Source organism: Nocardiopsis sp. TNDT3, from assembly GCF_003427465.1.
GTDB lineage: Bacteria > Actinomycetota > Actinomycetes > Streptosporangiales > Streptosporangiaceae > Nocardiopsis > Nocardiopsis dassonvillei.
On the sequence record NZ_QPFC01000290.1, the window covers coordinates 1 to 19,091 of the forward strand.

At 71.8% G+C, this 19,091-nt stretch carries 19 protein-coding genes; 8 read left to right on the forward strand and 11 right to left on the reverse strand.

Annotated features, from left to right (window positions below; translation table 11 throughout):
- Nucleotides 1–149: 149 nt before the first annotated feature.
- Genes DQW06_RS07810 through DQW06_RS07845 form a run of 8 tightly spaced genes read right to left on the reverse strand, consistent with a single transcriptional unit; the run spans nt 150 to nt 6,787 of the window.
- A complete protein-coding gene (locus DQW06_RS07810) occupies nt 150–518 on the reverse strand; it encodes a metal-sulfur cluster assembly factor (protein WP_013153974.1) in 369 nt (122 codons plus the stop codon).
- Nucleotides 518–994 (reverse strand): Fe-S cluster assembly sulfur transfer protein SufU, encoded by a 477-nt coding sequence (gene sufU, locus DQW06_RS07815; RefSeq protein ID WP_013153975.1) that lies wholly within the window; start codon nt 992–994, stop codon nt 518–520. The genes DQW06_RS07810 and sufU overlap by 1 nt, the downstream gene beginning before the upstream one ends.
- 19 nt (nt 995–1,013) lie before the next feature.
- Nucleotides 1,014–2,315 carry a cysteine desulfurase gene (locus DQW06_RS07820; protein WP_013153976.1) on the reverse strand — a complete coding sequence of 434 codons (1,302 nt, stop codon included), beginning with the start codon at nt 2,313–2,315 and terminating at the stop codon, nt 1,014–1,016.
- Between the two features lie 3 nt (nt 2,316–2,318).
- A complete protein-coding gene (gene sufC, locus DQW06_RS07825) occupies nt 2,319–3,080 on the reverse strand; it encodes a Fe-S cluster assembly ATPase SufC (protein ID WP_013153977.1) in 762 nt (253 codons plus the stop codon).
- An 8-nt stretch (nt 3,081–3,088) separates the two neighbouring features.
- Nucleotides 3,089–3,424, reverse strand: a complete 336-nt coding sequence (locus DQW06_RS07830) for a non-heme iron oxygenase ferredoxin subunit (RefSeq protein WP_013153978.1) — start codon at nt 3,422–3,424, stop codon at nt 3,089–3,091.
- Entirely contained in the window at nt 3,417–4,577 is a 1,161-nt protein-coding gene (sufD, locus tag DQW06_RS07835; RefSeq protein WP_019610542.1) for a Fe-S cluster assembly protein SufD, read from the reverse strand. The genes DQW06_RS07830 and sufD overlap by 8 nt, the downstream gene beginning before the upstream one ends.
- 1 nt (nt 4,578) lies before the next feature.
- Nucleotides 4,579–5,991, reverse strand: a complete 1,413-nt coding sequence (gene sufB, locus DQW06_RS07840) for a Fe-S cluster assembly protein SufB (protein WP_013153980.1) — start codon at nt 5,989–5,991, stop codon at nt 4,579–4,581.
- Nucleotides 5,992–6,010: 19 nt separating this feature from the next.
- Nucleotides 6,011–6,787: a metalloregulator ArsR/SmtB family transcription factor gene (locus DQW06_RS07845; RefSeq protein ID WP_013153981.1), complete on the reverse strand. Its 777-nt coding sequence runs from the start codon at nt 6,785–6,787 to the stop codon at nt 6,011–6,013.
- Between the two features lie 307 nt (nt 6,788–7,094).
- Between DQW06_RS07845 and DQW06_RS07850 the strand changes: the two genes are divergently transcribed.
- Together DQW06_RS07850 and DQW06_RS07855 are read left to right on the forward strand one after the other, a co-directional pair.
- Nucleotides 7,095–8,036, forward strand: coding sequence for an ABC transporter ATP-binding protein (locus DQW06_RS07850; RefSeq protein ID WP_117198220.1), 942 nt, complete (start codon nt 7,095–7,097; stop codon nt 8,034–8,036).
- Nucleotides 8,036–8,875 (forward strand): ABC transporter permease, encoded by an 840-nt coding sequence (locus DQW06_RS07855; RefSeq protein WP_019610539.1) that lies wholly within the window; start codon nt 8,036–8,038, stop codon nt 8,873–8,875. Before DQW06_RS07850 ends, DQW06_RS07855 begins: the two co-directional genes overlap by 1 nt.
- A 12-nt stretch (nt 8,876–8,887) precedes the next feature.
- Here DQW06_RS07855 and DQW06_RS07860 read toward each other — a convergent pair whose 3' ends face one another.
- Entirely contained in the window at nt 8,888–9,580 is a 693-nt protein-coding gene (locus tag DQW06_RS07860) for an RICIN domain-containing protein (RefSeq protein WP_013153984.1), read from the reverse strand.
- Nucleotides 9,581–9,704: 124 nt separating this feature from the next.
- On the opposite strand from DQW06_RS07860, the gene DQW06_RS07865 reads away from it, so the two are divergent.
- From DQW06_RS07865 to DQW06_RS07880, 4 genes are all read left to right on the forward strand, one after another.
- Entirely contained in the window at nt 9,705–10,121 is a 417-nt protein-coding gene (locus DQW06_RS07865) for a hypothetical protein (RefSeq protein ID WP_013153985.1), read from the forward strand.
- A 6-nt stretch (nt 10,122–10,127) separates the two neighbouring features.
- Nucleotides 10,128–11,075, forward strand: coding sequence for a DMT family transporter (locus tag DQW06_RS07870; protein WP_013153986.1), 948 nt, complete (start codon nt 10,128–10,130; stop codon nt 11,073–11,075).
- A 169-nt stretch (nt 11,076–11,244) separates the two neighbouring features.
- Complete coding sequence (locus DQW06_RS07875) at nt 11,245–11,439, forward strand: hypothetical protein (RefSeq protein WP_013153987.1); 195 nt, start codon at nt 11,245–11,247, stop codon at nt 11,437–11,439.
- Between the two features lie 211 nt (nt 11,440–11,650).
- Nucleotides 11,651–12,763, forward strand: coding sequence for a heme A synthase (locus DQW06_RS07880; protein WP_117198221.1), 1,113 nt, complete (start codon nt 11,651–11,653; stop codon nt 12,761–12,763).
- Here the strand turns inward: DQW06_RS07880 and DQW06_RS07885 are convergent.
- Nucleotides 12,699–13,985 carry a PrsW family intramembrane metalloprotease gene (locus DQW06_RS07885; protein WP_013153989.1) on the reverse strand — a complete coding sequence of 429 codons (1,287 nt, stop codon included), beginning with the start codon at nt 13,983–13,985 and terminating at the stop codon, nt 12,699–12,701. The genes DQW06_RS07880 and DQW06_RS07885 overlap by 65 nt on opposite strands.
- Before the next feature lie 146 nt (nt 13,986–14,131).
- Complete coding sequence (locus tag DQW06_RS07890; protein ID WP_013153990.1) at nt 14,132–15,097, reverse strand: heme o synthase; 966 nt, start codon at nt 15,095–15,097, stop codon at nt 14,132–14,134.
- A gap of 679 nt (nt 15,098–15,776) precedes the next feature.
- Here DQW06_RS07890 and tkt point away from each other — a divergent pair.
- The gene (tkt, locus tag DQW06_RS07895; RefSeq protein ID WP_013153991.1) at nt 15,777–17,870 is read left to right on the forward strand and encodes a transketolase; all 2,094 of its coding nucleotides are present in this window, start codon (nt 15,777–15,779) and stop codon (nt 17,868–17,870) included.
- A 99-nt stretch (nt 17,871–17,969) separates the two neighbouring features.
- Nucleotides 17,970–19,076: a transaldolase gene (gene tal / locus DQW06_RS07900; RefSeq protein WP_013153992.1), complete on the forward strand. Its 1,107-nt coding sequence runs from the start codon at nt 17,970–17,972 to the stop codon at nt 19,074–19,076.
- Nucleotides 19,077–19,091: the final 15 nt, after the last annotated feature.

The following is a 19,091-nucleotide window of genomic DNA, read 5'->3' on the forward strand; positions in this document are numbered from 1 at the left end:
GGGGGGGCCGCTCCCGTCCCCGCGACGCGGACCGTCACCGGCCGCCGCGGCACCGGAAGGGCTCCGGGAGCCCTGCGGCAGCGGCCCCGCACACGCGAACGGGCCGGTCCCCGAGGGGTAGCCGGCCCGTTTCGCGCGTGCGGCGCGTGTCAGACGTTGAAGCCCAGCATGCGCAGCTGGTCGCGCCCGTCGTCGGTGATCTTGTCCGGACCCCACGGCGGCATCCAGACCCAGTTGATCTTGACGTCGCGCTCGAACTCGTCCAGGGCGCTGGTGGCCTGGTCCTCGATCACGTCGGTCAGGGGGCACGCCGCGCTGGTCAGGGTCATGTCCAGCGTGATGGTGCTGTCGTCGGCGTTCACCCCGTACAGCAGGCCCAGGTCGACGACGTTCACGCCCAGCTCGGGGTCGATCACGTCCTTGAGCGCCTCGCTGATCTCCTCGACCAGCGCCTCCGCCTCCGGGGAGAGGGGAGCGCCCTCGACGGCCTCGGTCGTTGTCGTCTCGTTCTCGCTCATCAGACGGCTTCCTTCTCCAGGGACTGCGACACGGCGTCCTTCCAGGCCATCCACCCCAACAGGGCGCACTTGATCCGCGCGGGGTACTTGGACACGCCGACGAACGCCACGGCGTCCTCCAGCACGTCCTCGTCGGGCTCGCCCTTGCCCTTGGACTGCATCAGCTCGGTGAAGGCGTCCAGGGTGGTCATGCCCTCGGCGACGGTGCGGCCGATGAGCAGGTCGGTCAGCACCGAGGTGCTGGCCTGGCTGATCGAGCAGCCCATCCCCTCGTAGGAGACGTCGCTGACGACGGCCTCGCGGTCGAGGCCGCCGGAGCCCTCGGCGGGGGTCAGCGCCACCCGGAGCGTCACCTCGTCCCCGCAGGTGGGGTTGATGTGGTGCGCCTCCGCGTTGTGCGGATCGCGCAGGCCCTTGTGGTGCGGGTTGCGGTAGTGGTCCAGGATGATCTCCTGGTACATCGCGTCCAACTGCATGGTCAGGCTGTTCCTCGCTCTAGGGCCGGGTTCCGAAGAACTTCTGCGCGGCCCTGATGGCCTCCACGAGCGCGTCCACGTCCTCCCGCGTGTTGTACAGGTAGAAGGACGCGCGCGTGGTCGCGACGACGCCCAGCCTGCGGTGCAGCGGCCAGGCGCAGTGGTGGCCCACCCGGACCTCGACGCCCCGGTCGTCCAGGACCTGGCCCACGTCGTGCGGGTGGATGTCGTCCACGGCGAAGGACACGGCGCCGCCGCGGTCCACCGCCTCGGCGGGGCCGACGATCCGCACGCCCTCCAGGGCGCCGATCCGCTCCAGCGCGTACTCGGTCAGCGCGTGCTCGTGCTCGGCGACCCGCTCCATGCCCACGCGGGACAGGTAGTCGCAGGCCGCGGCCAGGCCGACGGCCTGCGGGGCCATCGGCACACCGGCCTCGAAGCGCTGGGGCGGGTCGGCCCAGGTGGAGTACTCCATGTGGACCACGCCGATCATGGAACCGCCGGTGATGAACGGCGGGATGGCCTCCAGCAGCTCCCGGCGCCCCCACAGCACCCCGATCCCGTTGGGACCGAGCATCTTGTGGCCGGAGAAGACCAGGAAGTCCACGCCCAGCGCGGCCACGTCGACCGGCATGTGCGGGACCGACTGGCAGGCGTCCAGCACGGTCAGCGCGCCGACCTCGCGGGCCCGGGCGACGATCTCCCCGACCGGGTTGACGGTGCCCAGCACGTTGGACTGGTGGCTGAACGCCACGACCTTGGTGCGCTCGTTGACCAGGTCGGCGATCCCCGACAGGTCCAGGCGCCCCTCGTCGGTCACCGGGAACCAGCGCAGGGTCGCCCCGGTGCGCTGGCACAGCTGCTGCCAGGGCACCAGGTTGGCGTGGTGCTCCATCTCGGTCACCACGACCTCGTCGCCGGGCCCCACCTGGAAGCGGCGCAGCTCCTCGTCGGCGGTCGCGGAGTTGCTCAGCGCGTAGGCCACCAGGTTGACGCCCTCGGTGGCGTTCTTGGTGAACACCACCTCCCCGGCGTCGGCCCCGATGAACCGGGCGATGGTCTCCCGGGCCGCCTCGTAGGCGTCGGTCGCCTCCTCCGCGAGCTGGTGCGCGCCACGGTGCACCGCCGCGTTGTGGCGTTCGTAGAACTCACGTTCGGCGTCGAGCACCTGACGGGGCTTCTGCGAGGTGGCCCCGGAGTCGAGGTACACCAGCGGCCGCCCGTCGCGGACGGTCCGGGAGAGGATCGGGAAGTCCTCCCGGATCGCCGCGACGTCGAGCGGGGCCGCCCCGGCCCGACCGAACTCGCGGACTGTGGTCATCGGTTACGCGCCCGCCTTCACGAAACGCTCGTAGCCCTCGGCCTCCAGCACGTCGGCCAGCTCCGGGCCGCCGGACTCGGCGACGCGGCCGCCCGCGAACACGTGCACGAAGTCGGGCTTCACGTAGTTGAGGATCCGGGTGTAGTGCGTGATGAGCATGACGCCCATCTCACCGCTCGCCTTGGCGCGGTTGACGCCCTCGGAGACGACCTTGAGCGCGTCGACGTCCAGGCCGGAGTCGGTCTCGTCCAGGATGGCGACCTTGGGCTTGAGCAGCTCCAGCTGGAGGATCTCGTGGCGCTTCTTCTCACCGCCGGAGAAACCCTCGTTGACGCCGCGGGCGGCGAAGGCCGGGTCGATGGACAGGTCCTTCATCGCTCCCTGGAGCTCCTTGGAGAACTGGCGGAGCTTGGGGGCCTCGCCGCGCACCGCGGTGACGGAGCTGCGCAGGAAGTTGGACATGGACACGCCCGGGACCTCGACCGGGTACTGCATGGCCAGGAACACGCCGGCGCGGGCGCGCTCGTCGACGCTCATCTCCAGGATGTTCTCGCCGTCGACGAGGACCTCGCCCTCGGTGATCTCGTAGCGCGGGTGGCCAGCGATCGCGTAGGCGAGGGTGGACTTGCCCGAGCCGTTGGGGCCCATGATGGCGTGGGTCTCACCGGAGTTGACGGTCAGGTCAACGCCCTTGAGGATCTCCTGCCGCTCGTCCTCGCCGATGAGGACGTCGGCGCGCAGGCCGCGGATTTCGAACTTGGTCATTTCAGGCCTCAGGAATTCTTCTCATCCAGCGAGACGAGCACGTCTTCGCCGTCGATCTTCACGTCGTAGGTGGGGACCGCCTGGGTCGCGGGCGGATTGATCGGCGCCCCCGAGCGCAGGTCGAAGCAGGAGCCGTGCAGCCAGCACTCGATGGTGCCGTCCTCGACCTCGCCCTCGGACAGGCGGACCTCGGCGTGCGAGCACACGTCCCGCACGGCGTACACCTCGCCCTCGCTGCGGACCAGGGCGATGGGTGTCTCGTCGTCGGTCTCGACCCCGAGGGCCCCCTCCTCGGGGATCTCGGAGAGCTCGGCGACCTTCACCCAGCGTCCGGCCTCACTCATGGGCGGCCAGCTTGCGCTCGACCTTGGCCATGATCTCCTCACGCAGCTCCTCGACCGGGATCCGGTTGATGAGCTCCAGGAAGTAGCCGCGGATGACCAGGCGCCGGGCCTCGTCCTCCGGGATGCCCCGGGAGCGCAGGTAGAACAGGTGGATGTCGTCGAGGCGACCGCTGGCGGCGGCGTGCCCGGCGCCCTCCACCTCACCGGTGAAGATCTCCAGGTTGGGCACCGAGTCCACACGGGTGTCGTCGGTGAGCTGGAGGTTGCGGTTGTGCTCGTAGGAGTCGGTGCCGGTGGTGCCCTCACCGATGATCACGTCGCCGATCCACACACCGTGGGCGTCCTTGCCGCTCAGCGCGCCCTTGTACTCCACCCGCGAGCGGGTGTTGGACATGTTGTGGTCGATGAGCGAGCGGTGCTCGTGGTGCTGGCCGTCGCCGGTGAAGTACAGCCCGTGGAGCTCGGCGTTGGCGCCGCGCCCCTTGTAGGCCACCTTCGGGGAGAGCCGGACCAGGTCGCCGCCCAGGGTGATCACGATCGACTTGAACGTGGCGTCCTTGGCCACCTGGGCGTTGTGCTGCGAGACGTCGACGGCGTCGCCGTCCCAGTCCTGGACGCTGATCAGCGTCAGGCGCGCGCCCTCGCCGACGTGGATGTCCACGCTGCCCGCGCGCACGCCCGTGCCGGTCTGGTTGAGGACCACGACCGCCTCGGCCAGCGGCTTGACGTCCAGGACGAACTGGTCGTAGCGCGTGCCGCCCTGGGCCTGGCGGTTGACGGTGATCGGCCGCTCCAGGGCCGCGCCCTGCGCGACCGTGATGACCGTGGCCTCCTCGAAGGAGGTGTAGGCCTGGGCGGTGACGCGGTCGGCGGGGAACCCGGCGGTGCCGAGCCGCGCGTCGCCGCGGCCGACCGTCTCGACGGTGGCGCCCTCGGGGGCGTCCACGTCGAGCTTGTCGGTGCCGTCGGCGACGGCGCTGCCGTCGTGCAGGCCCTTGAGGCGGCGGATCGGAGTGAAGCGCCACTCCTCCTCGCGGCCGCCGGGGACGGGGAAGTCGTTCACGTCGAAGGACCCGTGGGTGGCCAACTTGGAGAACGGGATCTCCCCCAGGCCGTGGCTGTGGGCCTTGGGTTCGGTGCTCGGGCTGGTCAACTTAACCAACCGCTCCTTCCATCTGAAGCTCGATCAGCCGGTTCAGTTCCAGCGCGTACTCCATGGGCAGCTCGCGCGCGATGGGCTCGACGAACCCGCGCACGATCATGGCCATGGCCTCGTCCTCGTCCATGCCCCGGCTCATCAGGTAGAAGAGCTGGTCCTCACTGACCTTGGAGACGGTCGCCTCGTGCGCGAGCTCGGCGTCGTCCTCGCGCAGGTCGTTGTAGGGGTAGGTGTCCGAACGGCTGATGGTGTCGATCAGCAGCGCGTCGCACTTGACCGAGGACTTGGCGTGGTCGGCGCCCTCCTGCACCTGCACCAGTCCCCGGTAGGAGGCGCGGCCCCCGCCGCGTGCCACCGACTTGGAGATGATGGTGGAGGAGGTGTTGGGCGCGCAGTGCACCATCTTGGACCCGGTGTCCTGGTGCTGGCCCTCGCCCGCGAAGGCGATGGACAGGGTCTCGCCCTTGGCGTGCTCGCCCATCAGGTAGACGGCCGGGTACTTCATGGTGACCTGGGAGCCGATGTTGCCGTCGATCCACTCCATGGTCGCGCCCTCTTCGGCCACGGCGCGCTTGGTGACCAGGTTGAAGACGTTGTTGGACCAGTTCTGGATGGTCGTGTAACGGCAGCGGGCGTTCTTCTTGACGATGATCTCCACGACCGCGGAGTGCAGCGAGTCCGACTTGTAGATCGGCGCGGTGCAGCCCTCGACGTAGTGGACGTAGGCGCCCTCGTCGACGATGATCAGGGTCCGCTCGAACTGGCCCATGTTCTCGGTGTTGATCCGGAAGTAGGCCTGGAGCGGGATCTCCACGTGCACGTTCTTGGGCACGTAGATGAACGACCCGCCGCTCCACACGGCGGTGTTGAGCGCGGCGAACTTGTTGTCGCCGGCCGGGATCACGGAGCCGAAGTACTCCTCGAAGATCTCCGGGTGCTCCTTGAGGGCGGTGTCGGTGTCCAGGAAGATGACACCCTGCTCCTCCAGGTCCTCGCGGATCTGGTGGTAGACGACCTCGGACTCGTACTGCGCGGCGACACCGGCGACCAGGCGCTGCTTCTCCGCCTCGGGGATGCCCAGCCTGTCGTAGGTGTTCTTGATGTCCTCGGGCAGGTCCTCCCAGGAGGTGGCCTGCTTCTCCGTGGACCGCACGAAGTACTTGATGTTGTCGAAGTCGATCTTGGACAGGTCCGCGCCCCAGTTGGGCATGGGCTTCTTGTCGAAGAGCCGTAGGGACTTGAGGCGGAGCTTGGTCATCCACTCCGGCTCGTCCTTCTTGGCGGAGATGTCGCGGACGACCTCTTCGTTGAGACCGCGGCGGGCCGAGGCCCCGGCCGCGTCGGAGTCGGCCCAGCCGTACTCGTATGTTCCGATCCCCTCGAGCTCGGGATGCGCGATAGACGTCATGCGCGGACTCCTCCTGGACTCAGACGTCCTTGTGGTGAACTGAGCCGTCCGCCGCCTGGCGGATGGCCTTGGCCGCGGGGGTGCCGTCCTCCCCGCTCGCCGCGTCGCCCCGGGGGGTGACGTGGGTGGTGCACACACCGTCGCCGTGGGCGATGGTGGCCAGCCTGCGCACCGGGGTGCCCAGCAGCCGCGCGAAGGCCTCGATCTCGGCCTCACAGAGTTGCGGGAACTCGGCGGCCACGTGCGCGACGGGGCAGTGGTGCTGGCACAACTGGTCGCCGCCGCCGGGCGCGGGCGCCCGGCCCGCGGTGGCGGCGTAGCCGTCGTTGGAGAGGGCCTCGGCCAGCAGCCGGACGCGTTGCTTCGCGGGAACCGCGTCCAGCAGGGGCTTGTAGCGCCGCTCCAGGTCGGCGACCTGACTGCGCGCGAACTCGCCCACGGCTCCGGGACCGGCCGTGTCGGCCAGGAAGCGGAGCGCGCTGGTGGCGAGGTCGTCGTAGGCGTGGACGAAGGCGTCGCGTCCGGCCTCGGTGATGGCGAAGACGCGCGCCGGGCGGCCCCGGCGGCGTCGCCCGCCGTGGGGCCGGGCGTCGCGGGCCTCGACCATGCCCTCGCTGGTCAGGTTGTCGAGGTGGCGGCGGATGGCCGCCGGGGTGAGCCCGAGCCGCTCTCCCAGGGCGGAGGCGGTGATCGGGCCCTTCTCCAGGATGAGCCGCGCGACCCGTGCGCGGGTGCCGGTCTCGGCCCCGCGCTCCGTTCCGGCCAGGGGACGGGTCACACTGGACGCCTCGGACACAGTCTTCCCCTCCCTCTCTGACGCGGCCCTCTGGTTTTGACAACATCAGTGTGGCGTAAATAAGTCCGCCGAGGCAAACCCGACCCCATGGACTTGGTCACCAAGGACAGGCTTGCCTTACAGGGGGTTCACGCACCGGCAACCTCGCGGACACGAACAAGGACGGGCCCGCGATCCTTCCCGACGACCATATTCCGAGACCGCCGTATCGGCATCCGGACGGGAGTGTTCGGCGCGCCGCCGGGCCCCGGGCGCCCCGGCCGGGGCGGTGAAGCCCTCCGCCGGGCCGCACGTAGACTCAGGGCCCATGGACACAGCCGCGGTCGAGGTCGTCGACCTGGTCAAGCGCTACGGCGCCACCACCGCAGTCACCGGCCTCACCTTCAGCGCGCGCCGGGGCGCGGTGACGGCTCTGCTCGGTCCCAACGGAGCGGGCAAGACGAGCACCATCGAGATCTGCGAGGGCTTCCGCCGCGCCGACGGCGGACGGGTGCGGGTGCTGGGCCTGGACCCCGTGGCCGACTCCGGCGCCCTCAAACCCCGCGTCGGGGTGATGCCCCAGTCCGGGGGCGTGCCCACCGGCGCCCGCGCCGCCGAGTGGCTGCGGCTGATGGCCTCCTTCCACGTCCGGCCGATCGAGCCCCGCCTGCTGCTGGAGCGGCTGGGCCTGACCTCGGTGGCCACCACGCCCTTCCGCCGCCTGTCCGGCGGCCAGCAGCAGCGCCTGTCCCTGGCCTGCGCCGTGGTCGGCCGCCCCGAACTGGTCTTCCTGGACGAGCCGACCGCGGGCCTGGACCCGCAGGCGCGCATGGCCACCTGGGACCTGGTGGCGGCCCTGCGCGAGGCGGGCGTGGCGGTGATCCTGACCACGCACTACATGGAGGAGGCCGAGCGGCTGGCCGACCACGTGGTCATCATCGACCGCGGCGCCGTGGTCGCCGAGGGCACCCCGGCCGAGCTGACCGGGGAGCGCAGGGAGGTCTGCTTCTCCGCCGAGGCCCCGGTGGACACCGCCCTGCTGGAGGCCGCCCTGCCCGAGGGCAGCCGGGTGGAGGCCCAGGGCCCGGCCGACGGCCGCCGCGAGTACGCGGTCTTCCCCGGCGGCGGGGGCGCGCCCGGACCGGAGTTCCTGGCCACGGTCACCGCCTGGTGCGCCTCGGCCGGAGTCCTGGCCGAGGACCTGCGCGTGCGGCGGCGTACCCTCGAAGACGTCTTCCTCGAACTCACCGGCAGGGAACTGCGCGACTGATGCACGAGCACACCTCCACCGCCTCCGCGCGGGCGACCGCCGACGCGCCCGCTCCCGGAGGCGACGACGCCTCGCTGTTCACCCCCGCGCCCGGGGCCGCGCCGATGTGGCGGATGGTCGCCGCGCAGGCCGGGATGGAGCTGCGGGTCATGCTGCGCCACGGCGAGCAGTTCCTGCTCACCATGGTGATCCCCGTGCTGCTGCTGGTGGGCTTCAGCCTCACCTCGGTGCTGGACGTGGGCGAGGGGGCGCGGGTGGACGCGCTCACGCCCGGCGTGCTGGCGCTGGCGGTGATGTCCACGTCGTTCACGGGCCTGGCCATCGGCACCGGCTTCGAACGCCGCTACGGGGTGCTCAAGCGGCTGGGGGCGACCCCGCTGTCGCGCTTCGGCCTGCTGGCCGCCAAGACCCTGGCCGTGCTGGGCGTGCAGGCGATCCAGACGGTGGTGCTGTGCGCGGTGGCGTTGGCGCTGGGCTGGTCGCCCGCGGTGAGCCCGGCGGGCGTGCTGGCGGCCGTGGCGCTGGTGCTGCTGGCCACCGCCGCGTTCAGCTCGCTGGCCCTGCTGATGGCGGGCACGCTGCGGGCCGAGGCGACCCTGGCCGGGGCCAACCTGGTGTACGTGCTGCTGCTGGGCCTGGGCGGGGTCCTCTTCCCGGTCAGCAGCTTCCCCGGACCGCTGGAGCAGGCGGCGTCGGCTCTGCCGATCACGGCGCTCAGCTCGGGGCTGCGCACGGTCCTGGCCGACGGTTCCCTGCCGGGCCCCGGCGCGTTCGCGGTGCTGGCCGTGTGGGCGCTGGTCTGCGGCGTCCTGGCCAGCCGCCTCTTCCGCTGGGAGTGACCCCGGGCGGGGTCAGCCCAGGGGCAGCAGGCGCCACTGCTGGTGGGCGTGGCCGCCGTCGGGCGCCTGGGCGACCCTGGTGCCGTTGTCGGGGGCGCCGCCCTGCGCCTCCAGTGCCTGGCCGGTGGCCCGGTTGACCAGGCGGACCACGCCCGGCCCCACCTCGATGAGCGACCAGTGCTGGTTGGGCGAGCCGGTGCGGGTGAGCAGTGCCGCGCCTGGCTGCGCGGCCGGGTCGGCGGGGATCTCCAGGAGCTTGCCGCTGCCCACGCCCTCGATCTCGTAGAAGCCCCCGTCCACGGGGATGAAGCGCCACTGCTGGTTGGTCTGGTCGTGGCGGTCCCACAGGTGGATGTACGCGCCGTTGGCGGTGGACGTGCCCGCGACGTCCATGACGCGGCCGCCGTGGACGCTCTGGACCGCGTAGACGAGCGCGGGGTCCAGGCCCGCGGGGTGGACGACCTCCTCCTCCGACGGCTCCTCGGCGGGCTCCTCGGACTCGGGGGCTCCGGGCGGCTGGACCAGGATGCCCGAGGCCGTGGTCATCTCCGGCTCCTCGGACCGGTCGCCTCCGGACACGAGCAGGCCGCCGGTGTAGCCGCCGACGAGGGCCACCAACAGCAGGGCCAGGGCTCCGGCCAGGAGCGGCCAGCGGGGGACGTACCGTTCGTGGGCGCGGGGGGAACGGGCACGGCGTCGGGACATCGAGGACACTCCAGCGGGGTGCGGGCGGGGGCCGCGTCGTTCCACGGCCCGGACCATTTCACACCACTTTGCCGGTTTGTTGCACGTTCGCCCGCCAGTGGTGGGGGCTCGATAGGGTCCGGGCATGGAAGCGATCGGAGTCCCCTGGTTCATCGCGGTCCGCTACCTCGGCCCGCCGTTGTTCCTGCTCGCCGCGGGCGGCGCCCTGGTGCTGCGGCGGCGGCCCGCCCGGCCCGGACTGGTGTGGGCCGCGCTGCTGGTGAACCTGCTCGCGGCGGCGCTGCCGTTCCTGTGGATCGGGGTGCAGGTCCTGACCGGCCGGGCGGACCAGACGGTGCACGGGCTGGTCATGACGCTGGCGCAGCCCGCGGTGGCCGTGGCGGCCTGGGGACTGCTGCTGGCCGCGGTCGTGGCCCGGCCCCCGGGAGCGGACCGGGCCGGGGCCGTGCGGCCCGCGAGGGGCCCGGACCGGGCGGACCGGAGCCGGGCGCGGACCGGGGACGGCGGGGAGCCGGAGAGGGCCCCCGAAAACGTAGGATGACTTCCCATGAGCACTCCGTCCCGGCCCCAGGCAGCGTTCTCCCCGCTCCGAGCGGTGGAGGCGGTGCCTCCGGTCTGGCTGGTGATGGTCGGCATCGTCTCGGTGCAGACCGGCGCCGGGGTGGCCAAGAACCTCTTCGACGTGCTGCCCCCGGCCGCGGTCGTGTGGCTGCGGCTGCTGACCTCGGCGGTGCTCCTGGTCCTGGTGGCGCGGCCGGTGCTCAGGGCGCGCTCGCGCGGCGACTGGCTGGTGGTGGTCGGCTACGGCGTCGCGCTGGCGATGATGAACTTCCTCATCTACCAGGCCTTCGCGCGCATCCCGCTGGGGATCGCGGTCACCATCGAGTACCTGGGGCCGCTGGCCATCGCCATCCTGGGGTCGCGTCGCCGGATCGACCTGGTGTGGGCGGGCCTGGCCGGGCTGGGCGTGGTCGCGCTGGGGCTGGAGTCGGGCTCGATGGACCCGCTGGGCATCCTGTTCGCCGTGCTGGCGGCGGTGGCCTGGGCGGGCTACATCCTGCTCAGCGCGTCGACGGGCCAGCGGTTCAGCGGCACGTCCGGCCTGGCGATCGCCAGCGTGGTCGGCGTGGTCGTCATGGCGCCGGTCGGGGTGTACCAGGGTGGCGCGGCCCTGCTGGACTGGCGCCTGCTGCTGTTCGGCCTGGTGGTCGGCGTGCTGTCCTCGGTGGTGCCCTACACGCTGGAGCTGACCGCGCTGCGCCGGATGCCGCCGCGCGTGTTCGGGGTGCTGATGAGCCTCCAGCCCGCCGCCGCGGCGCTGGTGGGCCTGGTGGTGCTGGGTGAACTCCTGACCGTGTGGCAGTGGTTCGCGGTGGCCTGCGTGATCGTGGCCAGCGCGGGTTCCACCCGCACCTCGGCCCGCGACCGCGGGGACGGCCCCGAGTCCGACGGCGCGTCCGCCCGGCCGCCCCGGCGGGGTCCCGAGGAGCGGTAGGCGGGCGGGGTCCGCGACCGCCGTGTCCGCGAGGCGCCCGTCGGGGCGGCCCGTACGGGAAGACTCGGACAGGAGTTTCGCTACTCCGTGTTTCCGATTAGACACAAATGGTTATCTGTCCTGGTGGGTCGGCCAAACGGCACGATCACTCGCACTCGAAGGGAAAGCCATGCGCACCACCGCCAAGATGATGATGACCGCCCTGTTCACCGCCGGCCTGCTCGGCATGGGGTTCGGGACCGCCTCCGCGGGCGAGAACGACACCGACGTCTACCAGGCGTGCGTGCAGGAGCAGGGCTTTCTCGGTCTGATCAACCTGGACCTGGACCTGCTCAACCAGTGCATCTCCAACCACGTCGGCTAGGACCGCGCCGACCGGTCATCGGAGGCGGGCCCTCCCGAACCGACGAGCCCCGGGATCGGGCCGATCGGGAGGACGGATCCCGCCGCCGCGGAGGGGGCGTCCACGCGTGGGCGCCCCCTCCCCCTGTGCCGAACGGCGGCGTCGGCCCAGGTGGGAGACTGCGCGGGGGGGTGGACTCAGGTTCCCGCGACCATGTACTACAGTCTGTCGTATGTCTGATTCCCCGGCCTCCGCGGTGCTGGCCGCGAACTCGGTCCCCCCGCTCGCGGCGGAGGACATCTCCCTTCTCGGATTCCCCCTGTGGGGCTGGCAGATCGCCGTCGCGACCGCGGGAGTACTCGCTCTGGTGCTGCTCGCGCGCACGATCTGGACACCCACGCAGCGGTCTCTGCGGGCCTGGGCGCTCGGCAACATCGTCGTCAACGCCGGAATCGCCGTCACCGGCGCCACCGTGCGCGTCACCTCCTCGGGCCTGGGCTGCTCGGAGTGGCCCAAGTGCACGCCGGAGAGCTTCGTGCCCATCGACACCGGGCACGCCGCGCTCAACGCGGCCATCGAGTTCGGCAACCGGACGCTCACCTTCGTCGTGCTGGCGGTCGCCGTCATCACCTTCGTCGCGGTCATGCGGATGAGCCCGCGCCGCCCCGACCTGGTCCGGCTGGCCGTCATCGTGCCGTTCGGCGTCCTGGGCCAGGGCGTGGTCGGCGGCGTCACCGTGTGGACCGACCTGCACCCCGCCTCGGTGGCCGCGCACTTCCTGCTGTCCATGGTGATGGTCTTCATCACGGTCGCCCTGTACGTGCGCTGCCAGGAGCCCGAGGGCAAGCCCCAGGTGTCCGCGGGGCCCATGCTGCACGCCCTGAGCGTCGGACTGGTCGTGGTCGGCTTCGTCCTGCTGGTCGCCGGGACCGTCGTCACCGGCACCGGCCCGCACGGCGGCGACGCCGCGGCCCCCCGCTGGGGGTTCGACCTGGCGGCGGTCACCCGCCTGCACTCCGCGCTGGCCTGGCTCACCACGGCCGGGGCCGTGCTGGCCACGGTCATCGCCTTCCGCGGCGGCGCCCGGCGGCCGGTCCGCATGAGCAGCGTGTTCCTGCTGGCCACCGTCGTCCTCCAGGGCGTCGTGGGCTACACCCAGTACGCCCTGGAACTGCCCGAGGCCCTGGTGGTCCTGCACGTCCTGGGCTCGGCCCTGACCTGGGTCGCGATCTCCCGTCTGTACTTCTCCACCACGCGCCTGGTCCCGCCGGGTCAGGAGCTCAGCGAGGACCCTGCTGACCGTGACGGGGAACGTAGTCCTGCTGTGCCCGCGCCTGGGCGATGACGTGGGCGAAGTCGGCCCGGCGCAGGAAGCCGGAGTCGGTGGGGTTCTCCGCCCAGCCCGGGGCGACCGGCTGGGGCATCCGCCCCAGGAAGGCGTCCCGGGCCACGTGCATCAGCGCCAGGAACGAGTCCCGGTGGACCTTCCAGTCGGGCGCGGGCAGCCCGGCGTCCAGCCTGCGGTGCAGCAGCGCGAGCTCGGTGGCGGCGAGCTGGTACTCGCGCATCGCCTCGCGGCCCCTGCGGCCGGCGTTGCGCGCCGCCCACTCCCTGGCCCGGCGGCGCCCCTGCAGTGAGCTGAGCATGGCGATGTCGGACGGGGTGACCAGGCCGGTGGAGACGTAGGGCGGCAGGTACCGGGCGATCGCGCCGATCTGCCGGTGGCGGTCGCGGGTGGCCAGCGCCAGGACCGCCATGAGCACGCCGAAGAGCACCATGTAGGCGACGGCCAGGCCGGACCAGCCGAAGTAGGTGGACCCGTTCCACATGCCGTGCAGCAGCACCGCCGCGGCCCACCCGGCGACGGGGGCCAGCAGGCGCAGGGCCCCGGAGCGCATGGCGGCGTAGGCCACGCCGATGCCGATCATCGCGGTGTAGACCGGGTGCCCGAACGGGGCGATCAGCCCCCGGATGGCGAAGGTGGCCACCAGGGTCCCGTCGAAGAACGCGCTGAGGAAGTACAGGATGTTCTCGGTGAAGGCGAAGCCGGTGGCGACCATCCCCGCGTAGATCACCCCGTCGGTGAAGGTGTCCAGCTCGTGGCGGCGCCGCCAGAGCAGGATGAGCAGCACCACGCCCTTGGCGCTCTCCTCCACCAGCGGCGCCACCGCCGCCGTGCCCAGGAAGTCGCCCAGGTCGCGGCCGAACAGCGGAACCGTGACGTGGGCCAGGCCCCAGCTGTTGAGCAGCAGGGAGACCACCACGGCCACGCCCGCGCCCCAGGCGAAGGCGAAGAACAGCACCCATCCGGGCTCGGGCTCGATCCGGTCGAGCATGAGGATGAGCGGCACGAGGATGCACACGGGGATGACCGCGGCGACGAGGCTGACGGCGAAGCCGAGCCCTCCGTCGATCCCGGCGGCCGCTCCCCCGGCCAGGGCGAGCAGCCACAGGTAGACCAGCATCCCGATCATGCAGACCACGCTGACGGTGGTGCCCAGGATGAGGGTCATCGAGTAGCGCGAGCGTCGGCCCTGGAGGATGGCCTTGCTGTCGAGACGGGGCATGGGCACCGATCGTAGCGGGAACCGGGCCGACCACGGCTTTCGCCCCCGGCCGACCGCCGGGAGGGCCGCGCGGGCCCCGACCGGTGACGGCCAGGGCGCCCGTGGGCGGCTCCCGGACGGGACACCGCCCGCGGGCGCGGGCGGCCTCAGCCCAGGAGGCCCGCGATCAGGGGGTCGACGGTGACCGCCACGAACAGCAGCGCCAGGTAGGCGTTGGACAGGTGGAAGAAGCCCATCGTCTTGAGCTGCGCGCCGGTCACGCCCGCGCGGGAGCGGTTGAGCAGGCGGTGCGCCTGGACGACCAGCAGCGCGCCCAGGGCGACGGCGACCGCGCCGTAGAACCAGGTGGTGCCCGCCACCGGCCAGAACAGCACCGACACGATCGCGGTGGCCCAGCTGTAGAGCACGCACTCCAGCAGCACCCGGCGGTCGGTGGCGACCACGGGCAGCATCGGCACCTTGGCCTGCGCGTAGTCCTCCTTGTAGCGCATGGCCAGCGTCCAGGTGTGCGGCGGCGTCCAGAAGAACACCACCAGGAACAGGACGAACGGGGCCCAGTCAAGGCTGTTGGTCACCGCGGCCCAGCCGATGAGCACCGGCATGCACCCGGCGATGCCGCCCCACACCACGTTCTGCGCGGTGCGCCGCTTGAGCAGCAGCGTGTACACGAAGATGTAGAACAGGATCGCGAAGACCGACAGCACGGCCGAGAGCACGTTCACCAGCAGGGCGAACCCGACGGTGGAGCCGACGGCCAGCACCAGGCCGTAGACGAGGGCTCCGCGCGGGGTGACCAGGTCCATCGCGCCGGGGCGCTGGCGGGTGCGACGCATCTCACGGTCGATGTCGCGGTCGATGTAGCAGTTCATCGCGTTCGCGCTGGCCGCCGACATGGTGCCGAACACCAGGGTGGCGACCGCGGTCCACAGCGGCGGCACGCCCCCGGCCGCGACGAACATCACCGGGATGGTGGTGATGAGCAGCAGCTCGATGACGCGCGGCTTGGAAAGGGCGACGTAGGCGCGGACGTGGGCGCCCAGCGAGGCCCTGCGGGGGGCCTGGGGCTGGTCGCCGTGCGGGTTCGTCCGCGGGGCGCGGTTGGTGAGGGCCATCAGTACCCGGTCCTCACGGCCGGACGGTTCTCTCGCGTCCCCCCGGGGGCCACCGGCTCGGTTTCAGACACGCGGATACCTCGACAACTCTAGGGGTTTCGACACTGCTCGCCACGCGGGGGCCGGCGGACCGACAAAGCGTCTGGATCGGCGGAAACCCCGTCAACGACATACTGTAGTACTTCCTCGCGCGCGCCTGAGACCAGCCCCCTCACAAGGAAAACCGCTGGTCCTCGGGCCTGGGTGCGTACGGTGGTCCGCCGGGTGTACTGAAGGGTCGCACAGGCTCCGACGCGCTTCCAGCCCGCCACGCACCGCCCGCGGCCCCCGCCCCGCGGCGCGCGGTCGGCGGCACGCGCCGCCGACGGCCGCCCGGGAGGCGCTCCCCGCACCCCTACCGGTCGGTAATGAGAGGTGTCGGGCAACGACATCCCGGGTAGCGGACGATAGGCTCGATCGTGGCCGAATCCGTCGTGGTCTCCAGCCCGCGGCGGCCGTCGCCCGGGGACGCCGCGTCCGCGCCCTGAACAGCCGCGGGTGCGCGTTCCCGCAGTGCTCGGCCCCGCCCGCACGGCGGGCCGCCCGGGTCCCGGCGGCGGTTCGAGAACGAACGCAACCGACACACCCCGCGCTCCGGCCGACGGGCGCGGGGGGTGCCCGAGAAGGAGAACGAAAGTCCGTGAACGCCCACACCCCGCAAACCCTGGAGTGGTCGGACCTCGACCTCCGCGCCGTCAACACGGTCCGGGCCCTGGCGATGGACGCGGTCGAGAAGTCGGGTAACGGACACCCCGGCACCGCGATGAGCCTGGCGCCAGCCGCCTACCTGCTCTTCCAGAAGATCATGCGCCACGACCCCTCGGACCCCGAGTGGACGGGCCGGGACCGCTTCGTGCTGTCGATCGGCCACTCCAGCCTCACCCTGTACATCCAGCTCTACCTCGCCGGGTACGGGCTCGAACTGGACGACCTCAAGAACCTGCGCCAGTGGGGCAGCCGCACGCCCGGCCACCCCGAGTTCAGCCACACGCCGGGGGTGGAGACCACCACCGGTCCGCTGGGCCAGGGCGTGGGCAACGCGGTCGGCATGGCCATGGCCGCCCGCCGCGAGCGCGGCCTGTTCAACCCCGAGGCCGGCCCGGGCGCCAGCCCCTTCGACCACCACATCTACGCGTTCTGCTCCGACGGCGACGTCCAGGAGGGCGTGAGCCACGAGGCCAGCGCCCTGGCCGGGACCCAGCAGCTGGGCAACCTCATCATGATCTGGGACGACAACCGGATCTCCATCGAGGACGACACCCGCATCGCGCACTCCGAGGACGTGGCCGAGCGCTACCGCGCCTACGGCTGGCACGTGGAGGAGGTCGACTGGAGCGCCACCGGCGAGTACGTCGAGGACGTCGAGGCCCTGTTCCAGGCGATCGTGCGCGGCAAGGCCGAGACCCAGCGCCCGACCTTCATCCGCCTGCGCACCGTCATCGGCTGGCCCGCGCCCAACAAGCAGAACACCGGCGCCATCCACGGCGCGGCCATCGGCGCCGACGAGATCTCCGCCACCAAGGCGATCCTCGGCCTGCCCGACGAGCCCTTCGCCGTCGAGGACGCGGTGATCGAGCACACCCGCCGCGCCGTGGACCGGGGCCGCGAGGCCCGCGCCGCCTGGGAGGTGGAGTTCAGGGCCTGGCACGAGAGCGCCGGGGAGCACGCCGAACTGTTCGACCGCCTGGTCGAGAAGCGGCTGCCCGAGGGCTGGGAGAAGGCCCTGCCGACCTTCGAGGCCAGCGAGAAGGGGATGGCCACCCGCAAGGCCAGCGGCGAGGTGCTCTCGGCCCTGGCGCCGCTGCTGCCCGAGCTGTGGGGCGGCTCGGCCGACCTGGCCGGGTCCAACAACACCACGCCCAAGGGCGAGCCGTCCTTCCTGCCCTTCGACCGCGCCAGCGAGATGTTCCCGGGCAGCCCCTACGGGCGCGTCCTGCACTTCGGCGTGCGCGAGCACGGCATGGGCTCCATCCTCAACGGCATGGCCCTGCACGGCCCGACCCGGCCCTACGGCGGCACCTTCCTCGTCTTCAGCGACTACATGCGCCCCGCGGTCCGGCTGGCCGCGATCATGCAGCTGCCGGTCACCTACGTGTGGACGCACGACTCCATCGGCCTGGGCGAGGACGGCCCCACCCACCAGCCGGTCGAGCACCTGTGGGCGCTGCGCGCCATCTACGGCCTGGACGTGATCCGCCCCGCCGACGCCAACGAGACCGCCGTGGTGTGGCGCGAGGTGATCGAGCGGGGCGACCGCCCGTCCGCGCTGGCGCTGACCCGCCAGAACCTGCCCGTCCTGGACCGCGAGGAGTACGCCTCGGCCGAGGGCGCGGTCAAGGGCGGCTACGTGCTGGCCGAGGCCGACGGGGGCTCCCCCGAGGTCATCATCATGGCCACCGGCAGCGAGGTGCAGATCGCCCTGGACGCCCGCAAGGCGCTCCAGGAGGCGGGCACGCCCACCCGCGTGGTGTCCATGACGTGCGTGGAGTGGTTCGAGCGCCAGAGCGAGGAGTACCGCGAGCAGGTGCTGCCCTCCTCCGTGCGCGCCCGCGTGTCGGTGGAGGCCGGGATCGCCCTGGGCTGGCGCGAGTACGTCGGCGACGCCGGCGAGTCGGTGAGCCTGGAGCACTACGGCGCCTCCGCCCCCTACCAGGTCCTGTACGAGAAGTTCGGCTTCACGACCGAGGCGGTCGTCGAGGCGGCCCGCAAGAGCATCGCCAGGGCCGGCAGCTGACCCCGGCGGGCCCCGCCGGAGGATCCCGGCGGGGCCCGTCCTCCTTTGACGTGTGTGACCGGGGGCGGCGCTCCGCCCCCCAGGAAGGCGGAAGAACCCATGAGCAACGCACTCCGCGACCTCTCCCAGGCGGGCGTGTCCGTCTGGATCGACGACATCAGCCGTGAGCGGCTGCGCTCCGGCAACCTGGCCGAGCTGATGTCGACCCGCCACGTGGTCGGCGTCACCTCCAACCCCACCATCTTCGACAAGGCGCTCGCCGAGGGCGACGCCTACGACCAGCAGGTCCACGAGCTGGCCGTGCGGGGCGTGACGGTGGAGGAGGCGGTGCGCATGATCACCACCTACGACATCCGCTGGGCCGCGGACACCCTGCGCCCGGTCTACGACTCCACCGACCGCGTGGACGGGCGCGTCTCCCTGGAGGTGGACCCGCGCCTGGCCAACGACACCGAGCGCACGGCCGCCGAGGCCAAGGCGCTGTGGTGGATGGTGGACCGGCCCAACCTGATGGTCAAGATCCCGGCCACGGCCGCGGGCCTGCCCGCGATCACGCGGGTGCTGGGCGAGGGCATCAGCGTCAACGTCACGCTGATCTTCTCCCTGGAGCGCTACCGCCAGGTGATGGACGCCTTCCTGGAGGGGATGGAGCTGGCCCGCGCCAACGGCCACGACCTGTCCCGCATCCAGTCGGTGGCCTCGTTCTTCGTCAGCCGCGTGGACACCGAGGTGGACAAGCGCCTGAAGGAGATCGGCACCGACGAGGCGCTGTCCCTGCTGGGCCGCGCCGCCCTGGCCAACGCCCGCCTGGCCTACGAGGCCCACCAGGAGGTCTTCGCCTCCCCCGAGTGGAAGGCCCTGGAGGAGCACGGCGCCACGCCGCAGCGGCCGCTGTGGGCCTCCACCGGTGTGAAGGACCCCTCCTACGAGGACACCCTCTACGTCGCGCAGCTGGTGGCGCGCGACACCGTCAACACGATGCCGGAGGCCACGCTGGAGGCCACCGCCGACCACGGCGAGATCACCGGCAACACCGTGCTGGGCACCTACGAGCAGGCCCGCGCCGACTTCGCCGCGCTGGAGAACGCCGGGATCAACCTGACCGACGTGTTCGCCGTGCTGGAGGACGAGGGCGTGGACAAGTTCGTCAAGTCCTGGGAGAGCCTGCTGAGCGCGCTCTCGGCCAAGCTCGACAAGCTGTCCTGAACCGCGCGGCCGTCC